Source organism: Pseudomonas sp. GQ91, from assembly GCF_059758795.1.
The window spans coordinates 44,566-65,409 of the sequence record NZ_JCAXED010000001.1; the positions used below are offsets into that span (position 1 = coordinate 44,566).

Consider the following 20,844-nt stretch of genomic DNA (forward strand, 5'->3'; position numbering starts at 1 on the left):
GCGGCTATCTGAACCAGCTATCTGAACCAGTTGGTGCGTGCCAGTTCGATCACTTCGTCGCCACGCCCGCTCATCACCGCTTTGAGCATATACAGGCTGAACCCTTTGGCCTGTTCCAGCTTGATGCTCGGCGGCATGGCCAGTTCCTGGGTCGCGGTCACCACATCCACCAATACCGGGCCATCATGCGCCAGGGCGCGACGTAGAGCCGGTTCCAGGTCTTCGGATTGTTCAACGCGTATCCCGAGAATGCCCATGGCGTTGGACATGGCGGCAAAATCCGGGTTTTTCAGTTCGGTGCCGGTGTCCAGGTAGCCGGCAGCCTTCATCTCCATGGCCACGAAACCCAGCGAAGCGTTGTCGTAGACGATGACTTTTACCGGCAGTTGCAATTGCGCCAGGGAAATGAAATCCCCCATCAACATGCTGAAACCACCGTCCCCCGATAACGCTATGACCTGGCGCCCCGCAAAGGCGGCCTGGGCGCCAATGGCCTGGGGCATCGCATTGGCCATGGAGCCGTGATTGAAGGAGCCGATCAACCGACGCTTGCCATTCATGCGCAGATAGCGCGCCGCCCATACGGTGGGCGACCCGACATCGGCGGTAAAGATGGCATCTTCGTCCGCCAGCTCACTGAGCAAACGGGTTACATATTGCGGATGGATCGGGCGGCCCGCCTTGGACGGTTGCGCCAGGTCGTCCAGGCCTTGCCGGGCTTTCTCGTAGTGCTTGAGGGAGGACTCCAGAAAGCTGCGATCGCGGTTGCGGGCCAGGCGCGGCAACAAGGCTTGAAGGGTCTCGCGGACGTCGGCGGCGATCCCCAGGTCCAGCGTGACGCGACGCCCGAGGGCCTGCGGATTACGGTCAACCTGAATGATTTTTGCGTCAGAAGGGTAGAACTGACGATAGGGAAAGTCAGTGCCCAGCATGATCAGGGTGTCGCACTTGAGCATGGCATGATAGCCCGAACTGAAACCGATCAGGCCGGTCATGCCGACGTCGAACGGGTTATCCCATTCCACATGCTCCTTGCCGCGCAAGGCATGCACCACAGGCGCACCCAAGGCATCGGCGAGGGCGACCACCTCGTCGTGGGCGCCGGCGCAACCGCTGCCGCATAGCAGCGTGACGGCTTTGCTCTGTTCAAGGAGTTCGGTCAGGCGTTCGAGGTCCTGGGTGGCGGGCAGGGTTCTCGGGGCCAACAGGCGCGGCCATGGTTTAAACGTGTCTTCCACTTCCAGCAGCGAGATATCGCCCGGAATCACCACGACCGCCACGCCGCGGTTGAGAATGGCTGCGCGCATGGCGCGGTGCAGCACATGCGGCATTTGTTCGGGATTACTTACCAGCTCGACAAAATGGCTGCACTCCTTGAACAACTCCTGGGGATGAGTTTCCTGGAAGTAGTTCAGGCCGATTTCCGAAGACGGGATCTGCGCGGCAATCGCCAGTACCGGAACATGGTTGCGGTGACAATCGAACAAACCGTTGATCAAGTGCAGATTGCCCGGTCCACAACTGCCGGCGCACACCGTCAGCTCGCCAGTGGCCGCCGCTTCAGCGCCCGCGGCGAAGGCCGCGACCTCCTCATGGCGCACGTGCATCCACTCGATACTGTCCATGGTGCGCAGGGCGTCGGTGAGGCCGTTGAGGCTGTCGCCGGTCAAGCCCCAGATACGCTTGATGCCCGCTTGCTCAAGGGTGGTGGCCAGTTGCTGGGCCAGGGTGATTTTCGCCATGAAGAACTCCAATCGTCAGTGAGTGCAAAAGCTGCTGATCAATAGGGGACAGTTCCAGGGCGAGAATGACTCAGGTTTTACACGTGAAGATTATTTCAGCCAAAAAAAAGCCCTGAAATCCGGCTTCCCAGAGATCAGGGCTTTTGTGTGGTCAGCGCTTAGCGGCGACGAAACAGCGGCAGCGGCTCGTCCGTTGCAGCCTGGTACGTCACCGAGAAGTCCTTCAGGCTTTCCAGGGCTTCGTACGGGTCTTTGTCCGCACGCAAGGCGAACGCATCGAAACCGCAGCGGCGCAGGTAGAACAGTTGGTCACGCAGCACATCACCAATGGCCCGCAACTCACCTTTGTACGCATAACGGTCGCGCAACAACCGCGCGTTGGAGTAGTTGCGCCCATCGGTAAAGGCCGGGAAATTTAATGCGATGACCTGGAAGTGTTGCACGTCGGCACCGATTTCCTCGGCTTCTTCGTCGGCGTCGAGCCAGACTCCCAGGCCGCCGTCGCGGGCCTTGAGGGCATGGCCGTGTTCACGCCAGAGCGACAGCGGCACGATCAGGTCGTCGCAGTTGGAAATGCCATCGAACGTCGCGTCCTTGGGCAGCAGGTGCCAGGTTTCGTCGACCACTTCGTTGTTCTTAATGATTCGCTGCATAGACGCGCTCCTTGAACAGGTCAATGCCGATGCGCTGGTAGGTATCGATGAAGCGCTCATCTTCGGTGCGTTGCTCGACATACACGTCGATCAACTTGCCGATTACCTCGGGCATGGCTTCCTGGGCGAAGGATGGGCCGAGGATCTTGCCCAGGCTCGCATCGCGGCTGGCGCTGCCGCCCAGGGACACTTGATAGAATTCTTCGCCTTTCTTGTCCACCCCGAGGATGCCGATATGGCCGACGTGGTGGTGACCACAGGCGTTCATGCAGCCGGAGATGTTGAGGTCCAGCTCGCCGATGTCGAACAGGTAGTCCAGGTCGTCGAAACGGCGCTGGATCGACTCGGCGATCGGGATCGACTTGGCGTTGGCCAGGGAGCAGAAATCGCCGCCCGGGCAGCAGATAATATCGGTCAGCAGGCCAATGTTCGGCGTCGCGAAACCGCCTTCGCGCAATTCACCCCACAGCGTGAACAACTGGCTCTGCTCAACGTCAGCCAGGATGATGTTCTGCTCGTGGGAGGTGCGCAGTTGACCGAAGCTGTAGCGCTCGGCCAGGTCGGCCACGGCGTCCAGTTGCTTGTCGGTGATATCGCCCGGAGCCACGCCGGTGGGCTTCAGCGACAAGGTCACCGCCACATAGCCCGGTTGCTTGTGGGCGAGCGTGTTGCGTGCACGCCAGCGAGCGAAGCCCGGGTGCTGTTGGTCAAGCTCGGCGAACTCGGCGTCCAGATTGCTCAGGGTCTTGTAGTCCGGATCGACGAAGTGTTTGGCAACACGGTGTACCTCGGCCTCGGTCAAAGTGGTCTGGCCACCACGCAGGTGCTGCATTTCGGCATCGACTTTCTGGGCAAATACCTCAGGCGTCAGCGCTTTCACGAGGATCTTGATCCGCGCCTTGTACTTGTTGTCACGACGGCCATAACGGTTGTAGACCCGCAGGATCGCGTCGAGGTAGCTCAACAGGTCCTGCCACGGCAGAAATTCGTTGATGAACGCGCCGACCACTGGCGTACGGCCCAGGCCGCCACCTACCAGCACCCGGAAGCCCAGTTCGCCGGCGGCGTTGTAGACCGGCTCCAGGCCGATGTCGTGGACTTCGATGGCGGCGCGGTCGGAGGTCGAGCCATTGATGGCGATCTTGAACTTGCGCGGCAGGTAGGCGAACTCAGGGTGGAAAGTGGTCCATTGACGGACGATTTCACACCAGGGACGCGGATCGATCAGCTCGTCGGCGGCGACGCCAGCGAACTGGTCGGTGGTCACGTTGCGCAGGCAGTTACCGCTGGTCTGAATCGCGTGCATCTGCACGGTAGCCAATTCAGCCAGGATGTCCGGCACATCCTCGAGTGCCGGCCAATTGAACTGTACGTTCTGGCGGGTGCTGATGTGGGCGTAGCCTTTGTCGAAGTCGCGGGCAATTTTGGCCATCATTCGCGCCTGGCGCGAAGTGAGCTGGCCGTAAGGCACGGCAACGCGCAGCATCGGCGCAAAGCGCTGAACATAAAGGCCATTTTGCAGGCGCAGAGGGCGGAACTCTTCCTCGCTCAGCTCGCCTGCCAGATAGCGTCGGGTCTGATCACGGAACTGCTTGACGCGGTCCTCGATGATGCGCTGATCGTATTCGTCGTATACGTACATATAGGTCCTGTTCTCGGCAAATCTGCGCGCACGGCCGCGCACTCCCAAAGGAGCCGGCGCACGATACCAGTTTGCGGTTATGCGCAAAAGTGATGTTTGAGTATATGTAAAGAACCAAATCGACTAATGAGGCGAATGATCGACATGCCCACATTTGTCATAAGGGCAATCATGAACTTTACTGTGGGCGAGTCTTAATGCAATCACCCATAAAACCGACAAGAGGCGATGCGATGAGCAATCCAACCAAAGTCCGTAAAAACGACAGTACCGTGGACGCTTGGGCGATTCTATTCCTGATTATCCTGGTGGTTTCAGCCGCCGTGTTTTGGGTCAGTCATCAATAAAGAGGCCGACTGGCCCTCGATTGTTCGACATATAGCAAATAGCCAAGGTTAAAAGGCTTATTGCCATTACACTGGTCGGCCAATTTCGAGGTTCGGGCTACAATGTTCAAGGTTTTTTGCGGGTGCCTTTGCTGGTTGGGGATGACATTCGGGTCAATGGCCCACGCCACTTCAGTGGTCTTTCTCAACCCAGGCACGTCCACTGAAACCTTCTGGGTCACGTATGCGCAATTCATGCAGGCCGCCGCCAAGGACCTCGACCTGGATTTGCGCGTGCGCTATTCCGAGCGCGACTCGCAAAACACCCTCCGCCAGGCGCGCGAGGCGCTCCAGGGGCCGCAACGCCCGGATTATCTGGTGTTGGTCAACGAGCAATATGTCGCGCCGCAGATCATGCGCTTGTCGCACAACAGTGGTGTCAAGCTGTTGATCGTCAATAACGCCCTGACGCGTGATCAGGTGCAATTGTTGAACGCCGGCAAATACCCCGACTGGCTGGGCAGCATCACCGCCGATGATGAAGAGGCAGGCTACCTGATGCTCAAAGAGTTGCTCAGTCTGCGTGGCCCGGCACAACCCGGTGAAAGGATTGACTTGCTGGCGTTCTCCGGGGCTAAAAACACGCCCGCCGCGCAACTGCGCGAGCAGGGTTTGCGGCGTGCCTTGCGGGAGCATCCTGAAGTGTCTCTGCGCCAACTGGTCCACGGCGAATGGACGCGTGAACGTGCGTTCGAGCAAGCCACCCAGTTGTTCAAGCGCTACCCGCAAACCACCCTGATCTGGTCGGCCAATGATGAAATGGCCCTGGGTGTCATGCAGGCGCTGCGTGGCAGCGGGCGCGTGCCCGGCAGGGAGGTGTTGTTCAGCGCCGTCAACAGCTCGCCCGAGGCTCTGCAAGCGCGCCTCGACGGGCGGATCAGTGCGTTGGTGGCTGGGCATTTCACTGTCGGGGGCTGGGCGATGGTGCTGCTGCATGATGACGCCAGGGGTGTGGATATCGAACAGCACGGCGGGCGCGAGCGGCGGGTCAAGTTGCACCGGTTGATTGACCCGCGAGACGCACAGCGTTTGCTCGACATGCGCGCCCAAGAGGGCGATGGCGTCGACTTTCGCGCTCTATCAGCCGTCGGCCAGCCCGCCACCTATCAATATCCCTTCAGCTTGCAGCTGCTGCTGGACTAGGCGCGCCTACATCCCGGCCAGGTGCAATACCAGCTTGACGATGCCGAACAGGGTCAGGGCGAAAACAGCGGTAAACAGGATGCCCAGCATTAAAAAGTGGCTGGGCTTGCCGTGGGTAAAGTCCCTGGCGCGATTTTTCCCGCTTTGCACGCCAAACGCGGCGGCCATCACACTGTGGAGCATTTGCCAGAACGTCGGCGGCTTGTTGTCGACTGGATCGTCCATACATCCCCCTTGGTTACAAAGTGCCTGAGGAGAGCATAGCCAATTTCCTTGCCCTGGCGTTTTCCTTGTTCCTGCTGTTTTTGAGGGGGCGGGCAGAGCCCGTGTAGGAGCGAGCTTGCTCGCGAAAAACCCGAGATCGCCTCGGGGTGTCAGATTTCCCGCGTCATCGTTAACGATCTTCGCGAGCAAGCTCGCTCCTACAGAAGGGCATGCGCTCGCGAAAATAGATTCCTGAGAAATGGCGCAGGGATCAGTTGTCGTAACCCAGGTTCGGCGCCAGCCAGCGCTCGGTCACGCTCAGGTCCTGGCGCTTGCGGGTCGTGTAGCTGGTCACCTGATCCTTGTCGATCTTGCCTACCGCAAAGTATTGCGCCTGCGGATGGGCGAAGTACCAGCCGCTGACCGCCGCCGCCGGGAACATCGCGTAGTGCTCGGTGAGGAACACGCCGCTGCGCCCGGGTTGCATTTCGCGGGCTTGCGGGTCCAGCAACTGGAACAGCGTGCCTTTCTCGGTGTGGTCCGGGCAGGCCGGGTAGCCGGGGGCAGGGCGGATGCCGCTGTATTGCTCCTTGATCAACGCCTCGTTATCCAGCGCTTCATCCTTGGCATAACCCCAGTAGTCTTTCCGCACTTGCTGGTGCAGCCATTCGGCGCAGGCTTCGGCCAGGCGGTCGGCCAGGGCCTTGACCATGATCGAGTTGTAGTCGTCGCCGGCGTCCTGATAAGCCTTGGCCACTTCTTCGGCACCGATGCCGGCGGTGGTGATAAAACCGCCAATGTAGTCGGTCACGCCGCTGTCCTTGGGGGCAACGAAGTCGGCCAGGGAGAAGTTCGGCTTGCCGTCGGTCTTGATGATCTGCTGGCGCAGGTGATGCAGGCGCGCCAGGGGCTGGCCGTCGTCGCCATACACTTCCAGGTCGTCGTCCTGCACCTGGTTGGCCGGCCAGAAGCCGAATACCGCGCGGGCGCTGATGAGTTTTTCATCGATCAACTTGCTGAGCATTTCCCGCGCGTCTTTATAGAGCGCGGTTGCCGCTTCACCTACCACCTCGTCCTGGAGAATGCGTGGGAATTTGCCGGCCAGGTCCCAGGAGATAAAAAACGGCGTCCAGTCGATGTAGTCGGCCAGGACATTTAGATCGATATTGTCCAGCACCTTGGCGCCGGTGAACGTCGGTGTGACCGGTGTGTAACTGCTCCAGTCGAACTGCGGCTTCTTCGCGACCGCTGCCGCGTAGCTCAGGCGCTCGGTACGTGCGCTGCGGTTGGCGGTGCGTTCGCGCACGTCGATGTATTCCAGGCGGGTTTTCTCGACAAAACCGGCTTTCAGTTCCTTGGACAGCAATTGGGTTGCAACGCCCACGGCGCGGGATGCGTCGGTGACATAGATCACCGCGTCGTTGCTGTACTTGGGTTCGATCTTCACCGCCGTGTGGGCCTTGGACGTCGTGGCCCCGCCGATCATCAGCGGTAGATGGAAGTCCTGGCGCTGCATCTCGCGGGCCACATGCACCATTTCATCCAGTGACGGCGTGATCAGTCCGGACAGGCCGATGATGTCGCACTTCTGCTCCTTGGCCACCTGCAGGATTTTTTCCGCCGGCACCATCACCCCGAGGTCGACGATGTCATAACCGTTGCAACCCAGCACTACGCCGACAATGTTCTTGCCGATGTCGTGTACATCGCCTTTGACCGTGGCCATCAGAATCTTGCCCTTGGCTTCCGGTTTGTCGCCTTTCTCCAGTTCGATAAACGGAATCAGGTGAGCCACGGCCTGTTTCATCACACGGGCGGACTTCACCACCTGGGGCAGGAACATTTTCCCGGCGCCGAACAGGTCGCCAACGATGTTCATGCCGGACATCAACGGGCCTTCGATCACTTCGATGGGGCGGGCGAACGACTGCCGGGACTCTTCGGTGTCTTCAACGATGTGCGTGGTAATGCCCTTGACCAGTGCGTGCTCCAGGCGTTTGTTGACGTCCCAGCCGCGCCATTCCTCGGTCTCGGCTTCCTTGACGCTGCCATCGCCCTTGTACTTGTCGGCGATGGCGAGCAGCGCGTCGGTGCCTTCCGGCGTGCGGTTGAGCACCACGTCTTCCACGGCGTCGCGCAGCTCGGCGGGGATCTGGTCGTAGATCTCCAGTTGACCGGCGTTGACGATGCCCATGGTCAGGCCGCTGCGGATCGCGTACAGCAGGAATACCGAGTGAATCGCCTCGCGCACCGGGTTGTTGCCACGGAACGAGAACGACACGTTGGACACACCGCCCGAGGACAGCGCGTAGGGCAATTCGTCGCGGATATAGGCGCAGGCATTGATGAAGTCGACCGCGTAGTTGTTGTGCTCCTCGATGCCGGTGGCGACGGCGAAGATGTTCGGGTCGAAGATAATGTCTTGTGGCGGGAAGCCAACTTCATTGACCAGGATGTCATAGGAACGTTTGCAGATTTCTTTCTTGCGCGCCTCGGTGTCGGCCTGGCCGGCTTCGTCGAAAGCCATCACCACCACGGCGGCGCCGTAGCGCTTGCACAGTTTGGCGTGCTGGATGAACTGCTCGACGCCTTCCTTCATGCTGATGGAGTTGACGATGCCCTTGCCCTGGATGCACTTGAGGCCCGCTTCGATGACTTCCCACTTGGAGGAGTCGATCATGATCGGTACGCGGGAGATGTCCGGTTCCCCGGCAATCAGATTGAGGAAGGTCACCATGGCCTTCTTCGAATCGAGCATGCCCTCGTCCATGTTGATGTCGATCACCTGAGCGCCGGCTTCGACCTGCTGCAGGGCCACTTCCAGGGCTTCGGTGTAGTTGTCTTCACGGATCAGCCGCGCAAACTTGGCTGAACCGGTGATATTCGTGCGTTCGCCGACGTTGACGAACAGCGACTGGCGATCGATGGTGAACGGCTCCAGGCCCGACAGGCGGCAGGCCTTGGGAATATCCGGGATTGGCCGTGGCGCATAGCCGGCGACAGCATTGGCAATCGCTTCGATGTGGCCTGGCGTGGTGCCGCAGCAACCGCCGACGATATTGAGGAAGCCGCTCTGGGCGAATTCTTCGATGACCTTGGCGGTTTGCGCGGGCAACTCGTCGTACTCGCCGAATTCGTTGGGCAGGCCGGCGTTCGGGTGTGCTGACACATAGGTGTCGGCCTTGTTGGAGAGTTCTTCCAGATACGGCCGCAGTTCGCTGGCGCCGAGTGCGCAGTTCAAGCCAACGGAAATCGGCTTGGCGTGGGCGATGGAGTTCCAGAACGCTTCGGTGGTCTGGCCGGACAGGGTGCGGCCGGAGGCGTCGGTGATGGTGCCGGAAATCATGATCGGCAGCTCGAAGCCCAGTTCTTCATACACGCCTTGCACGGCGAAGATCGCGGCCTTGGCATTCAGGGTGTCGAAGATGGTTTCGATGAGGATCATGTCCGCACCGCCTTCGATCAGACCTTTGGTGGCCTCGGTGTAGTTTTCCACCAGTTCATCGAAGGTGACGTTGCGATAGCCGGGGTTGTTCACGTCGGGAGACAGCGAGCAGGTGCGGCTGGTCGGGCCCAGGACTCCCGCGACGAAGCGTGGCTTGTCCGGGGTCTCCAGGGTTTTTGCGTCGGCCACTCTACGGGCCACGCGTGCGCCTTCCACGTTCAATTCGTAGGCCAGCGACTCCATGCCGTAGTCCGCCTGGGACACTTGAGTGGCGTTGAAGGTATTGGTTTCGAGAATATCGGCACCGGCGTCCAGATAAGCCTTCTCGATGGAGGCGATGACATCCGGGCGGCTGAGCAGCAACAGGTCGTTGTTGCCCTTGACGTCGCTCGGCCAGTCAGCGAAACGTTTGCCACGGTAGTCCTGTTCCTCCAGCTTGTAGCTCTGGATCATCGTGCCCATGCCGCCGTCGAGGATCAGAATGCGTTCCTTGAGGGCTTGGTGAAGGGCTTGCAGACGCGCGCTACGATCGGACATGGGGCTACTCTGGTCAGGCATTACGGAGGGTGGGGATCATAGCAAACCTGTGCACTATTGGAGCATGTTCGGGTTTTGCATGAATATCGTTCATGTTGGAGAGGGGCATGGCCCGGTAGAATCACCGCACTTTTCAGCGCACGCATTGCATCGGGACCGGATACATGTCACTTCGCCTCATCATCAGCGCCGCCCTGGCGTTGATGGCCAACTCTGCACAGGCGCAAGGCACCGCTCCGGCGATTTCCTATACCCGTGATATTCAGCCTATTTTCACTGAGAAATGCGTGGCCTGCCATGCGTGCTACGACTCGGCCTGCCAGCTCAACCTGGGCAGTGCCGAGGGCGCGACACGCGGGGCGAGCAAAATGCCGGTGTACGACGGCGAGCGCAGCCGGGCCGCGCCGACCACCCGTTTGTTTTATGACGCGATGGGTAAAACAGACTGGCAACGGAAGGGCTTTTACTCTGTGCTGGACGCCCAGGGCAGTCAGGCAGCCTTGATGGCGCGCATGCTCGAGCTGGGGCACAGCACGCCTGTGGCGCCCAATGCCAAGCTGCCCGCGGAGATTGTGCTGGGCCTGAATCGGCAAAACATGTGCCCGCTACCGGGGGAATTTGAAGCGTACGCCGGTGCCCATCCCAAGGAAGGCATGCCCCTTGCCGTCACCGGCCTGACCGATCAGCAATACCAGACGCTGCAACGCTGGCTGGCGTCCGGCGCGCCTATTGATGAGCAAAACCTGGCTCCAAGCGCCACCGAAACCGTGCAGGTGCGGCAATGGGAAAATCTGCTCAACCAACCCGGTGCCCGGGAAAGCCTGGTGGCGCGCTGGTTGTACGAGCATTTGTTCCTTGCCCACATCTACTTCGAAAACGGCGAGCCAGGGCATTTTTTCCAGTGGGTGCGTTCGCGCACGCCGAGCGGTCAGCCCATCGACCTGATCAATACCCGTCGACCGAATGACGACCCAGGCACCCAGGTTTACTACCGGTTGTGGCCGGTACAAGGGGTCATCGTCCACAAGACCCACATCACGTACCCATTCAGTGCCGATAAAATGGCGCGCATCCAATCGTTGTTCTACAGCGGCGACTGGCAAGTCGCGGCACTGCCTGGCTACGGACCGGGGCGCAGGGCCAACCCGTTCGAGACCTTCGAAGCGATCCCGGCCAAGGCGCGTTATCAGTTCATGCTTGATAACGCCGAATACTTCGTGCGCACCTTTATTCGCGGGCCGGTGTGCCGTGGGCAGATTGCCACGGACGTGATTCGCGACAACTTCTGGACCTTGTTCCAGGACCCGGATCACGACTTGTACATCACCGATGCGCGTTTTCGCGGTCAGGCCACGCCATTGCTGGCGATGCCTGGGCAGAACGATGACGTGGGCAGCGTGCTGGGCCTGTGGCTGGCCTATCGCGACAAACGCAACGCATACGAAGCCTTGCGCCGGGACAACTACGCCGATCTGCCAGCGCCCGACTGGTCGGACTTGTGGATGGGCAATGACAATGCGTTGCTGAGCATCTTCCGCCACTTCGACAGCGCCTCGGTAATGAAAGGCCTGGTTGGCGAAGTGCCGCAGACGATGTGGCTGTTCGATTACCCGTTGCTGGAGCGCACTTACTATCAGTTGGCGGTCAACTTTGATGTGTTCGGTAACGTCTCTCATCAGGCGCAGACGCGCTTGTATTTCGATCTGATCCGCAACGGCGCCGAGCAGAATTTCTTGCGCCTGATGCCGGCCGACTCCCGCGAGGGGTTTCTCGACGACTGGTACCAGAACAGCGGCAAGGTCAAGTTGTGGCTGGATTACGAAGCCATTGATGATGACAAGCCAAGTGGGCTCACACTGGACGAGACGTCGCCCAAGCGTGACTTCGCCAGGCAATTGCTGGCCCGCTCGGGCGCCCTGAATGTCAGGCCGGACCCGATCAACCGCTGTATCAGCGCGTATTGCTCGCGGCCCGGTATCGATCCGGCGCTGCGCGATGCCGAACAAGCCCTGAGTCGCCTGACTTCCAGGCCGGCGGCGGGGCTCAAGGTGATCGAGCAGTTGCCGGAAGCCACAATGCTGCGTGTCGAAACCCGTAGCGGCAAACGTGAGGTGTACAGCCTGTTGCGTAACCGCGCGCATAGCAATGTGGCTTTTATGCTCGGCGAAGCCTATCGCTATCGGCCTGGGCTGGACACCCTGACGATCTATCCGGGGGTGTTCAGCAGTTATCCGAACTTTATCTTCAACGTTCCTGCCGAGGAAGTACCCGAGTTTGTCGAGGACATGCAGCGGGCCAAGGACACCCAGGGTTTTGAGCGAATTGTCGAGCGCTGGGGCATACGCCGCAGTCATCCGCAATTTTGGCGGTACTTCCACGATCTGTCGCGCTACATCCGTGAAACGACGCCAGTGGAAGAGGGCGTACTGGACATGAATCGCTATGAGAACCTGTGATTGCGCGCCTCGGCCTTTCCCGACAAAAATACTAGGACTTTGTGCCATTCCAAGGATTGGCGTAAACTGCCGGCAAGCCTGTGAGGAGTTTCCATGACTGCCATAACCATTACCGACGCCGCCCACGATTACCTGGCTGATCTGCTGTCCAAGCAGAACACCCCGGGTATCGGCATTCGCGTCTTCATCACCCAGCCCGGCACCCAGTACGCAGAGACGTGCATTGCCTATTGCAAGCCGGGTGAAGAAAAGCCCGAAGACACCGCGCTGGGTCTCAAGAGCTTCACTGCGTATATCGACGCGTTCAGCGAAGCCTTCCTTGACGATGCGGTGGTCGACTACGCCACCGATCGCATGGGCGGCCAACTGACCATCAAGGCGCCCAACGCCAAGGTGCCGAACGTCAATGCCGACAGTCCGATCAACGAACGCATCAACTATTACCTGCAGACCGAGATCAACCCGGGGCTGGCCAGCCACGGTGGCCAGGTCAGCTTGATCGACGTGGTCGATGACGGTATCGCGGTACTGAAGTTTGGTGGTGGTTGCCAGGGCTGCGGCCAGGCCGATGTGACGTTGCGTGAAGGTATCGAGCGCACGTTGCTGGAGCGGATTCCCGAACTCAAGGGCGTGCGCGACGTGACCGATCACACGCAGAAAGAAAACGCCTACTACTGAGTAAGGCAAAAAACGACGCCCCGTGTAATGCCGGTCAGTTAAGCCTTTTCTGTAGGAGCGAGCTTGCTCGCGAAAAACGTCAACGATAACGCGTGCATTCAGGATAAACGCGGTGCCTTGGCGTTCTTCGCGAGCAAGCTCGCTCCTACAGTAGTTGGCGTTCCCTTAACTGACCGGCATTACGCGGGGCGTCGTTTTTTAAGCACGCCGCAGCAGGTGGCGGCCATTGCGTTGCTTTGTCAGGAACGATAGAGGTGCGCGTGACCTGCGCGATACAGTGATGACTCGCTGAAACTATCGCTGGCGAGTACCCGCCCCACCACAATCAAAGCAGTACGCCTGAAGCCTTTTGCTGCTGCTTTCTCGACAATATCCGCCAATGTACCAATCGCCCAGTCCTGATCCGGCCAGGTTGCGCGATGCACCACGGCGATCGGGCAATCGGCGCCGTAATGCGGCAACAACTCAGCAACAATCTTTTGCAAATGACTGACGCCAAGGTGAATTGCCATGGTGGTGCCATGCTGCGCCAGGCTGGCGAAGCTTTCCCTCGCCGGCATCGTGGTCTTGTCCGCATACCGCGTCAAAATCACGCTCTGGGCGATATCCGGCAGGGTCAATTCACTTTCCAGCAGGGCCGCGCAGGCCGCCACTGCCGTGACTCCCGGAATGATCTGGAAGGGAATCTGCAGCTCCCGCAAGTGCCGAATCTGCTCACCAATCGCGCCATATAGGCTCGGATCACCGGAATGCACCCGTGCCACGTCTTGACCTTTGCCATGGGCGTCCTTGATCAAATCGATGATCTGCTCCAGGTGCAACTCGGCGCTATTGATCACCTGTTCGGCCTGATGCCCTTCCAGCACTGCGGCCGGCACCAGGGAACCGGCATAGATGATCACCGGGCAACTGCGGATCAGCCGTTGGCCTTTGACGGTGATCAGTTCCGGATCGCCGGGGCCGGCGCCGATGAAGAAGACGGTCATGAATGGATTCCTGTGGAAAAGCAGGTGAGCAAGGCTCCAGATGAAGTTTGCTCATGATCAAACAAGGGATTATCCGGCGTTTAACCGGCGTACGCCAAGGCAAAGGTCGCCTGAGGGTTTTTTTGGCGAGTGATCAACAGCCGGGCAGGGGCCCCAGACAACTGCTCGGCCAGGGCCAGGGCGGCACTTTCGGCGATGCCGTGGCAACCGGTGTGGGTAAACGCCAGCGCCGAACGGTGGCTTAGCCGGGGGGCGTAGACCGTCAATTGCTCGGCAGCGAAAAACTGCAACGGCAGCCGGAGGGCATTGGCCAGTGCGAGCAACCCCGGTTCATCGCGTTTGTGCTCGATACTGGCCAGCGCGTTGATGCGCCGCGGATCGACTCCCTCGGCAGCCAGGGCGGTGTGAAACAGAGCGAGCAGGGTGTCGACGTCACAACCGCGCTGGCAACCCAGGCCGACCACCAGGATCGGCGTGGTGCTGTCTGGCCTCATGCCGCGTACTGAGTGGCGTGATTACGGCGAAACAACCAGGCGCTGATCAAGCCCAGCGCCAGCCAGAATGCAACGTTGGTCAACTGCGAGGCGAGCTTGAACTGCGTTTCCAGGGCTTCAGGCGCCAACATCGAGTGCACCAGCGGTTGCGGCGCGCCAATCACATGGGGCACCGCCAGAATCGCCACGCCGAGGATTTTCAGTAGCCAATGACGCCCAAACGCGATCAGTGCGATGCCCACGGCTGTGGAGGCAGCAGCGCCGATCCACCAGAGTTGCCGTTGCGCCAGATCCGCCGCGGCGGTGCCCGGCAATTCCGGTGGCAGACCCAACGTCGGCGCCAGCACAAACGTGGCGTAACCGGCCAGTCCCCAGAGCAACCCCTGGGCCGTACGAGTCGGTGCGCGCAGGGTGTACAGGCCGGCGAGCAATAGTGCGAAACCCACCGCCACCACCAGATTACTGCCCGTGGTGAACACCACGCGCTGCCAGCCATCTTCCGGGGCCCAAGCTTCGGCGTCGTGGCTGTGGGCCACGGTGCCTGCGGCGTGCTCGTGGACCTCGCTGGCGGCCGGGGCGCTTTCATAGGCTTCCGCCTGGATAATCAGCGGGGCAACCCACAGGCTTTGCAGCAAGGTCAACAACAGCGCGGCCAGCAGACCGGTAAAACCGGCGGTTTGGGCAATTCGCTTGATCATGTCGACAGCCCTCAATGGCACGGGAAGGCGGCGCTGTGGCGCGTATCGTGGGCGGCGTTGTGGACGGCCTCGATGTGCGAGAACCCGGCGAAGTACACCAGGCACACACCGAGGATCGACGCACCAATGGCGGCGGTCAGGCGCTGACTCAAGGTGGCGGTGCTGCTGGCGGTAGGCGAAGTGCTGCTGATGATCGACATGGCGCGTCCCTTTCGAGTGACAGGGTGAAACGAGCGCATGCAAACCCCGCGAGCCGGGCACGCAGGGTTCGGAACAGCGCCCGCCCACCGCGGGTTTGTTATTGAATGATCGGGCCGGTCTCCGGGCTTGCGAGGGGGGCTCTGGAAAGAGTCATCCCGAAAAGCGTCACCTTCCCATGCCGCTGGCACAGTGGATTTGACACTTCGCTCGCTTACCGTTGCGGGGGCAGCACCGGACTGGTCCTGAGCCTTGAAAAACAGCTCTGGATTTACCGGTTTCCCGTTTCACCCTGTGAAGGGCACCCGAAACAAGATGCGTAGGAGAGCATGGCCCGGGGATGGTAGTCAAATGGCCCGAGCCCCTGTAGCCTTGCAGCTTCGAGGTTCTTCGGCCGAGGTCGAAGCTAAGAAGGGAACGCGGTCAATGCCGCGGCTGCCCCCGCAACTGTAAAGGGTTTATCTGCCTGCCATGCCACTGCCGGAACCCGGCGGGAAGGCGCAGCCAGCGCCGCTCGAAAGAGCGGCAAGCCCCAAGCCAGGAGACCTGCCTCGCAACTGATTTTCCATTTCAACCGGGCGGGGTGATCCGGTGACGAATTTCGTTTCTGCGCGCCGCCGCAGGGCCAGTCGTCCCGTATGCCCGCCCTAAAGGGCATTCGATGAAAACACTGGCCAAACTCCCCGTCACTATCGTTACCGGCTTCCTCGGATCAGGTAAAACCACCTTGCTGCGGCATATGCTGGACAACGCGCAAGGCCGCCGCATCGCGGTGATCGTCAACGAGTTCGGTGAATTGGGCATCGACGGTGAGATTCTCAAGCAGTGCGCCATCGGTTGCACCGAAGAAGAAGCCAATGGTCGGGTCTACGAACTGGCCAACGGCTGCCTGTGCTGCACCGTCCAGGAAGAGTTCTTTCCGGTGATGCGGGAGTTGGTGGCTCGTCGTGGCGACCTCGATCACATCCTTATCGAAACCTCGGGCCTGGCCCTGCCAAAACCACTGGTCCAGGCCTTCCAGTGGCCGGAAATCCGCAGCGCCTGCACCGTTGACGCGGTGATCACCGTGGTCGACAGTCCGGCCGTGGCGGCCGGTACCTTCGCCGCGTTCCCGGATCAGGTCGATGCCCAGCGCAAGCTTGACCCGAACCTGGACCATGAGTCGCCGCTGCACGAGTTGTTTGCCGACCAGTTGGCCAGCGCCGACCTGGTGATCCTCAACAAGACCGACTTGATCAGCCCTGAAGACCTGGCCCGCGTGCGCCTGGAAGTGGCGCAAGAGTTGCCGCCGGCGGTGAAAGTCATCGAAGCCAGCAGTGGTCGCCTGCCGCTGGATGTGCTGATCGGCCTCGGTGCTGGCTCCGAAGCACATATCGACGCGCGCCATAGTCATCACGATCATCATCACGAAGGTGAAGACGATCATGAGCATGATCACGATGCGTTCGACTCCATCTCCATTGACCTGCCGCAGGCCGACGAAGCGCGGCTGCTGGATGCTTTGGCGCAACTGGTGGTGCAGCACGGGATCCTGCGCGTGAAAGGCTTCGCCGCGATTCCCGGCAAGCCGATGCGCCTGCTGATCCAGGGCGTCGGGACGCGTTTCGACAAGCATTTCGACCGTGCCTGGGGGGCTGATGAAGCCCGCACCACGCGGTTGGTGTTGATCGGCCAGGCATTGGATGCGGCGGGTCTCGAAGCGCAGCTGCGCGCCGCCCTCAGCGTTTAAATCATGCACTTGCTCAGGACCCAGCCCGGCGGATTCGTTGCCGATGACAACATCGCCGACCTCGGACAGACCCCAGCCGAGCTGGTGATCCTGTGCAGTGGCGACTCCAGCCTGGCATTGCTGGCGGAAGCGGCGCGGCAGTTGCCCGAGGATTATCCGAGCCTGCGCCTGGCCAATCCGATGCAGGTGCAGAACCATGCGTCGGTCGATCTGTATGTCGACCAGGTGCTGCGCCATGCCAAGCTCATCCTGATTTCGCTGCATGGCGGCATTGGCTACTGGCGCTACGGCATTCAGCGCCTGGTGGAGCTGGCGGAGCAGGGCGTACAACTGATTCTGGTGCCAGGCGATGACCGGCCTGACCCGGAACTCAGCAGCCTGAGCACCGTCGATGCCGAGACGCGCGATCGCTTGTGGCAGTTCCTGCGCCAAGGTGGCCTGGGCAATGCGTTGAATTTTTATGGCTGCCTGGCAGCCGGCCAATTGGGCCGCGCTTACCCCTGGTGCGAACCGCAGATCCTGCCGCGCACGGCGATTTATCATCCACGCCAGGCCCATGCCGGGCTGAGCGATTGGCAGGCGGACTGGCAAGCCGAGCGTCCGGTGGCGGCGGTACTGTTCTACCGTTCGCATTTACAGGCGGCCAATACCGCTTTCATTGATGTGTTCTGCCAGCGTTTGCAGGCCTCGGGACTCAACCCGTTGCCGATGGCGGTGGCCAGCTTGAAGGAGCCCGGCTGCCTCGCGGTGGTTGAGGACCTGCTGGATGAAGTCCAGGCATCGGTGATTCTGAATACCACCGGTTTTGCCCAGTCCAGCCCTGAAGCGCCGCATCTGCGGCCGTTTCGGCGCAATATACCGGTGATTCAGGCGATTTGTGCCCAAGACAATGAGCCGGGCTGGCGAGCCAGCGAGCAGGGCCTTGGACCGCGTGACCTGGCGATGCACATTGCCTTGCCGGAGCTGGACGGTCGCATCATCAGCCGGCCCATCAGCTTCAAGGACCTTGCCTGGCGCAGCGAGCGCAGTCAGTCGGACGTGGTGTGCTATCGGGCCGTAGCGGAACGCATGGATTTTGTCGCTGAACTGGCGCGACGCTGGGTTGACCTGGCACAGGTGCCAAACCCGCAAAAGCGTATCGCGTTGATTCTCGCCAACTACCCGACCCGTGACGGCCGCATCGGCAATGGCGTGGGCCTGGACACCCCGGCCGCCGCCTTGAATATTCTCCGTGCGCTGCAAGCCGAGGGGTATCCGCTGCCGCAGGTGTTACCGGACAGCGGCACGGCGTTGATTCAGCAACTGCTGGGTGGCGTGAGCAACGACCTCGATAGCCTGGACCTGCGCCCCTGCCATCAAAGCCTGGGACTGGACGCCTACGACACCCTGTTCAAGCAGTTGCCCGAAGCCAACCGCGCCGCAGTGTTGGCGCGCTGGGGCACGCCGGATCATGACCCGATGTTCCGTGACGGCCGCCTGATGATCGCCGGCGTGCGCTTTGGCCTGACCTTTGTCGGTATTCAGCCCGCCCGCGGCTATCAGGTGGACGCCAGTGCCGTGTATCACGACCCGGACCTGGTGCCACCCCACGCCTATCTGGCCTTCTACTTCTGGTTGCGCCAGACCTACGGCGCCCATGCGCTGATTCATGTGGGTAAGCACGGCAACCTGGAGTGGCTACCGGGCAAGGGCGTTGGACTTTCCGAGAGCTGCTGGCCGGATGCGCTGCTCGGCCCGCTGCCCAATATCTATCCGTTTATTGTCAATGACCCGGGCGAGGGCGCCCAGGCCAAGCGCCGTACCCAGGCAGTGATCATCGATCACCTGATGCCGCCGCTGAGCCGCGCTGAAACCTACGGCCCATTGCGTAATCTGGAACTGTTGGCCGATGAGTATTACGAAGCGCAGTTGCTCGACCCACGACGTGCCAGGGAGCTGCAAAAAGATATTCTGCGACTGGTACGCGAGACGCGTATCGACCAGGAACTGATGCTCGATGCCAACCTCGACAGCGACGTCGACGCGGCGATCTGGCTGCCACGCCTGGACACTTACCTGTGCGACCTGAAGGAATCGCAGATCCGCGACGGTCTGCATATCTTCGGAGAGTCCCCCGCAGGTCGGTTGCGTATCGACACCTTGCTGGCGCTGTCGCGCATTCCCCGTGGCGACGGCCGAGGCCCGCAAGCGAGTCTGCTGCGGGTCCTGGCCAAGGCCTTCGAGCTGGACTTCGACCCACTCGATTGCGCCTTGGCCGAACCCTGGACTGGGCGCCGTCCCGAGGCATTGCAGCAGATTGACTCACAGTTATGGCGCACCGCGGGCGACACCCGCGAGCGTCTGGAGTTGTACGCGGCGCGCTTGATCGAACACAGCCTGGAAGGCGTGGTCGCGCAACTCGATGTGCCTGGCTGGCAAGACGTCAAGGCGGTGATGGACAGCGTGCGCAGTGTGCTCGCACCACGCCTGGACGCCTGTGGCCCGGCAGAAATACGCGGTTTGCTGGATGCTCTGGCCGGGCGTTTTGTACCCGCCGGCCCCAGTGGCGCGCCAAGCCGTGGGCGCCTGGATGTGCTGCCTACCGGGCGCAACTTTTTCTCGGTGGACGTGCGCAATCTGCCGACCACCACCGCCTGGCGCCTGGGTTTTCAGTCGGCCAGCCTGATTCTGGAGCGGCATCTGCAAGACCATGGCGATCACCTGCGCCAACTGGGCTTGTCGGTGTGGGGCACCGCCACCATGCGCACCGGCGGTGATGACATCGCCCAGGCCATGGCGCTGATGGGCGTGCGCCCCGTATGGGCCACCGGCAGCCAACGGGTGGATGACTTCGAGATCCTGCCACTGAGCCTGCTCGACCGTCCGCGGGTTGATGTCACTTTGCGGGTGTCGGGTTTTTTCCGCGACGCGTTTGCCAACCTGATCCGTCTGTTCGATGCGGCGGTGCAAGCCGTGGCGGCACTGGATGAACCGGATGACATGAACCCGCTGGCCGCCAAGGTGCGCAGCGAGCGTGAGGCGTTGTGCCGGTCCGGGCTGGATGAGGACGCGGCGGCTAAACAGGCCGGCTGGCGGATCTTCGGAGCAAAACCCGGCGCCTATGGTGCAGGCGTGCAGGGCGCGATCGATGGGCGCCTGTGGCAAAGTCGTGCGGATTTGGCGCGGGTCTACCTGGACTGGGGCGCGTATGCCTATGGCGGCAGCGACGAAGGCAGCGCCGCGAGCGAGCCATTCGCCCGGCGCCTGAGCCAGGTGCAGGCGGTGCTGCAGAATCAGGACAATCGCGAGCACGACCTGCTCGATTCCAATGATTACTACCAATTCCAGGGCGGCATGCTCGCTGCCGTGGAAACCCTGAGCGGGACCCAGGCCGCCAGTTATCATGGCGATCATAGCCAGCCGGACTTGCCAAAAATCCGTACGTTAAAGGAAGAACTGAACCGGGTGATTCGCTCGCGGGCAGCCAATCCCAAGTGGATTGAAGGGGTCAAGCGCCATGGCTATAAAGGTGCGTTCGAGATGGCCGCGACCGTGGACAATCTGTTTGCCTTCGATGCCACCACGGCGCTGATCGACGATCATCAATATGCATTGCTGGCCGATGCCTATTTACTCGATCCCGACACCCGCGCGTTTGTCCAGCAGCACAACCCTGATGCCTTGCGCGACATGACCGAACGCATGCTGGAAGCCCAGCAGCGCGGTATGTGGCAGGACCCGGGGGCATATCGAGAGGCGCTGGAGAATGTGTTGTTGGATATAGAGGAAGAGGGTTGAGGTGGTTTTCGACGATGCACTTACTACGACGTGAGCGATTTTCTTTGAATCCATGATCGACTCGGTCGTTCAGGTC

The 20,844-nt window shown here is 60.9% G+C and carries 14 protein-coding genes and 2 riboswitches; of the genes, 5 read left to right on the top strand and 9 right to left on the bottom strand.

Annotated elements, in window-relative coordinates; translation table 11 throughout:
• Positions 1-17: 17 nt before the first annotated feature.
• The 3 genes from poxB to AC6CIA_RS00175 form a co-directional block, all read right to left on the bottom strand.
• On the bottom strand, positions 18-1,742 hold the full coding sequence (gene poxB, locus AC6CIA_RS00165) for a ubiquinone-dependent pyruvate dehydrogenase (protein ID WP_498310077.1): 1,725 nt from the start codon (positions 1,740-1,742) through the stop codon (positions 18-20).
• A gap of 158 nt (positions 1,743-1,900) precedes the next feature.
• Positions 1,901-2,395: a DUF934 domain-containing protein gene (locus AC6CIA_RS00170; protein WP_339531327.1), complete on the bottom strand. Its 495-nt coding sequence runs from the start codon at positions 2,393-2,395 to the stop codon at positions 1,901-1,903.
• On the bottom strand, positions 2,379-4,037 hold the full coding sequence (locus tag AC6CIA_RS00175) for a nitrite/sulfite reductase (protein WP_498310078.1): 1,659 nt from the start codon (positions 4,035-4,037) through the stop codon (positions 2,379-2,381). The genes AC6CIA_RS00170 and AC6CIA_RS00175 overlap by 17 nt, the downstream gene beginning before the upstream one ends.
• A 449-nt stretch (positions 4,038-4,486) precedes the next feature.
• Between AC6CIA_RS00175 and AC6CIA_RS00180 the strand changes: the two genes are divergently transcribed.
• Complete coding sequence (locus tag AC6CIA_RS00180; RefSeq protein ID WP_498310079.1) at positions 4,487-5,566, top strand: ABC transporter substrate-binding protein; 1,080 nt, start codon at positions 4,487-4,489, stop codon at positions 5,564-5,566.
• A 6-nt stretch (positions 5,567-5,572) separates the two neighbouring features.
• Here AC6CIA_RS00180 and AC6CIA_RS00185 read toward each other — a convergent pair whose 3' ends face one another.
• Together AC6CIA_RS00185 and metH are read right to left on the bottom strand one after the other, a co-directional pair.
• Entirely contained in the window at positions 5,573-5,791 is a 219-nt protein-coding gene (locus tag AC6CIA_RS00185; protein WP_339531321.1) for a DUF2970 domain-containing protein, read from the bottom strand.
• A 250-nt stretch (positions 5,792-6,041) separates the two neighbouring features.
• Complete coding sequence (gene metH, locus AC6CIA_RS00190) at positions 6,042-9,752, bottom strand: methionine synthase (protein ID WP_498310080.1); 3,711 nt, start codon at positions 9,750-9,752, stop codon at positions 6,042-6,044.
• Positions 9,753-9,916: 164 nt separating this feature from the next.
• Here metH and AC6CIA_RS00195 point away from each other — a divergent pair, with 164 nt between their 5' ends.
• Together AC6CIA_RS00195 and nfuA are read left to right on the top strand one after the other, a co-directional pair.
• Positions 9,917-12,208 (top strand): fatty acid cis/trans isomerase, encoded by a 2,292-nt coding sequence (locus AC6CIA_RS00195; protein ID WP_498310081.1) that lies wholly within the window; start codon positions 9,917-9,919, stop codon positions 12,206-12,208.
• Between the two features lie 93 nt (positions 12,209-12,301).
• Positions 12,302-12,886 (top strand): Fe-S biogenesis protein NfuA, encoded by a 585-nt coding sequence (gene nfuA / locus AC6CIA_RS00200; RefSeq protein ID WP_057436766.1) that lies wholly within the window; start codon positions 12,302-12,304, stop codon positions 12,884-12,886.
• Positions 12,887-13,125: 239 nt separating this feature from the next.
• On the opposite strand, the gene cobM is transcribed toward nfuA, so the two are convergent.
• The 4 genes from cobM to AC6CIA_RS00220 all read right to left on the bottom strand — a co-directional run bounded on the left by cobM (position 13,126) and on the right by AC6CIA_RS00220 (position 15,264).
• Complete coding sequence (gene cobM, locus AC6CIA_RS00205) at positions 13,126-13,872, bottom strand: precorrin-4 C(11)-methyltransferase (protein ID WP_498310082.1); 747 nt, start codon at positions 13,870-13,872, stop codon at positions 13,126-13,128.
• Between the two features lie 80 nt (positions 13,873-13,952).
• The gene (locus tag AC6CIA_RS00210; RefSeq protein ID WP_498310083.1) at positions 13,953-14,366 is read right to left on the bottom strand and encodes a cobalamin biosynthesis protein; all 414 of its coding nucleotides are present in this window, start codon (positions 14,364-14,366) and stop codon (positions 13,953-13,955) included.
• Positions 14,363-15,064: a CbtA family protein gene (locus AC6CIA_RS00215; RefSeq protein ID WP_498310084.1), complete on the bottom strand. Its 702-nt coding sequence runs from the start codon at positions 15,062-15,064 to the stop codon at positions 14,363-14,365. Before AC6CIA_RS00215 ends, AC6CIA_RS00210 begins: the two co-directional genes overlap by 4 nt.
• Before the next feature lie 11 nt (positions 15,065-15,075).
• Entirely contained in the window at positions 15,076-15,264 is a 189-nt protein-coding gene (locus AC6CIA_RS00220; RefSeq protein ID WP_084380862.1) for a CbtB domain-containing protein, read from the bottom strand.
• Between the two features lie 95 nt (positions 15,265-15,359).
• A riboswitch (cobalamin riboswitch) is annotated at positions 15,360-15,586 on the bottom strand.
• A gap of 42 nt (positions 15,587-15,628) precedes the next feature.
• A riboswitch (cobalamin riboswitch) is annotated at positions 15,629-15,830 on the top strand.
• Positions 15,831-15,923: 93 nt separating this feature from the next.
• On the opposite strand from AC6CIA_RS00220, the gene cobW reads away from it, so the two are divergent.
• Together cobW and cobN are read left to right on the top strand one after the other, a co-directional pair.
• Positions 15,924-16,991 (top strand): cobalamin biosynthesis protein CobW, encoded by a 1,068-nt coding sequence (gene cobW / locus AC6CIA_RS00225; RefSeq protein WP_498310085.1) that lies wholly within the window; start codon positions 15,924-15,926, stop codon positions 16,989-16,991.
• Between the two features lie 3 nt (positions 16,992-16,994).
• Positions 16,995-20,768, top strand: a complete 3,774-nt coding sequence (cobN, locus tag AC6CIA_RS00230) for a cobaltochelatase subunit CobN (protein WP_498310086.1) — start codon at positions 16,995-16,997, stop codon at positions 20,766-20,768.
• Positions 20,769-20,844 lie beyond the last annotated feature (76 nt).